The sequence below is a fragment of the Promineifilum sp. (SeqCode) genome (assembly GCF_041918635.1).
Taxonomy (GTDB): Bacteria; Chloroflexota; Anaerolineae; order Promineifilales; family Promineifilaceae; genus Promineifilum.
The window spans coordinates 1-2,129 of record NZ_JAYRVJ010000792.1; the positions used below are offsets into that span (position 1 = coordinate 1).

The 2,129-nt window shown below is 66.4% G+C and carries 2 protein-coding genes; both read right to left on the reverse strand.

Going from position 1 to position 2,129, the window contains the following annotated elements:
* Positions 1-217 precede the first annotated feature (217 nt).
* On the reverse strand, positions 218-1,195 hold the full coding sequence (locus tag ACE3UY_RS22650) for an electron transfer flavoprotein subunit alpha/FixB family protein (protein WP_374689735.1): 978 nt from the start codon (positions 1,193-1,195) through the stop codon (positions 218-220).
* Entirely contained in the window at positions 1,192-1,986 is a 795-nt protein-coding gene (locus tag ACE3UY_RS22655; RefSeq protein ID WP_374689736.1) for an electron transfer flavoprotein subunit beta, read from the reverse strand. The genes ACE3UY_RS22650 and ACE3UY_RS22655 overlap by 4 nt, the downstream gene beginning before the upstream one ends.
* Positions 1,987-2,129: the final 143 nt, after the last annotated feature.

Consider the following 2,129-nt stretch of genomic DNA (forward strand, 5'->3'; position numbering starts at 1 on the left):
CCACCAGGTCAGTGCGCTGGCGTTCCTGCTTCAGCCGGCCGCGGATCTGGCTGACAATAGGCTCCCCGCCGTCGTCAGGCTGGACGGTGAAGAAGCCGCTCTGGGACTTGATGACGAGGCCGGTCTTTTCAGTCAAGTGGTTAGTTGCCAGTTGATAGTTGTTAGTTGATGGTTGCCAGTGTCCACTGACAACCATCAACTAACAACTATCAACTTCTTAGTTCAGCCGCTTCTTAAACTCTTCCGTCAGCGCCGGCACGACCTTGAACAGGTCGCCGACGATGCCGTAGCGGGCCAGCTTGAAGATCGGCGCGTCGGGGTCTTTGTTAATGGCGACGATGACCTTCGAGCTGCGCATGCCAGCCTGGTGCTGGATGGCGCCGCTGATGCCGCAGGCGATGTACAGATCCGGCGCGACCGTCTTGCCGGTCTGGCCGACCTGGTGCTCGTAGGGAATCCAGCCGGCGTCCACCGTGGCCCGCGACGCGCCCAGCGCTGCGCCCAACGCCTCGGCCAGCTCGCGCAGCGGCTCGAAGCCTTCCGGCCCGCCGACGCCGCGCCCACCGCTGACGATCTTGCTAGCGTCGGTCAGGCTGACCTTGCCGCCCTTGCCCTCGAAGCCGACGATCTTGGTCGGGATAGCGTCTTCGGCCACGGCCGCGCTGACCATCTCCGGCGCGCCCGTCTTGCCCGTTGAGGCAGCCTGGGCGAAGGCCCGGCTGCGCAGGGTGATGATCTGCGGCGCGCTCTTGACGAACGTGTCGCACAGCAGCTTGCCGGTGTAGACCGGGCGCGTGGCCTTGACCGTGCCGCCGTCCACCTTGATCTCGATGGCCTCGGCGACGACGCCCGTATTCAAGTCCGCGCCGGCCCAAGCCGCCAGGTCGCGGCCGCGTGTGGACGCGCCGAACAGGATGACCGCCGGCTGCCGCTCCTGAGCCAGCTTAACGACCAGCGGGCCGAGCGCTTCCAGCCGGCCGCCGGCCAGCGTCGCGTCGTCGGCGGCCAGCACGGCGTCCGCGCCCAGGTCGAAGGCGGCCGTCGCCGCCCCGCCCACGTTTTGACCGAAGACCAGCGCCGTGAGCGGCTGGCCCAGGTCATTCGCCACGACGCGCGCCGCGCCGATCGCCTCGCGGCTGATCGCGCTGATAGCGCCGTCACGATTTTCCACGAATACCCACACTCCGCCGCTCATATGACCTTCTCCTCAAACAGCTTGTTGACCAGGATGCGCGCCTGCTCTTCCACGCTGTCAGCGGCGATCATCTCGATCTCGCCCTCGCGCGGCGGCACGGGATAGATGTTCGACCAGTCGGCCTTGGCCGCGGCCGGGCCGGCTTCGCTGACGGCCACGTCGGCCGCCGACCAGGTGGGGATGACGGCCTTGCTCGCTTTGCGGATGCCCATGAAGGATGGGTAGCGCGGCTCGTTGATCTCCTTGACGACGCTGATGACCACCGGCAGTTTGGCCGTGACCGTCTCTTTGCCGTCGTCGGTCAACCGCTCGACGGTGATGCTGCCGCCGCCAACTTCCTTGATGGCCGAGACGTAGGTCAGCGGCGTCCAGCCCAGCACGCGGGCGACCTGCACCGGCGTGTGGCCGGTGTCGCCGTCGATGGCCTGCTTGCCGAACAGCGCGACTTCCACGCCGCCGATCTTGCCGATGGCCGCGGCCAGCGTCTTGGCCGTGCCCAGCGTGTCGGAGCCAGCCAGCGCCGGATCGGACACGAGGATGGCCTCGGTGCAGCCCATGGCCAGGCAGGTCTTCAGCGCCTCATCACTGGACGCCTCGCCCACGCACAGAGCGACGGCGTCGGACGCGCCGCGATCTTCCTTGAAGCGGATGGCCTCTTCGATCGCGTATTCGTCCCACGGGTTCACCACGTTGGGCTTGCCGCCCGGGTCCTCCCAGCTGACCACGCCGCCTTTCACCGAAATGGTGGCGGTCGTGCTGGGCGTTTGTTTCACGCATACGACTACTTTCATACTTCAACCTCCATCAGAGTTGGAACGTAGTTGGTTTGTTCAGGAAGCTTCATCAACAGCGGCCGACAGGGCGCGCCCATCGGCCGATTCCGGCTCGTTCATCGCCCGCACGCTGGCGGCGATCTCCTCGTTGGCGAACGTCA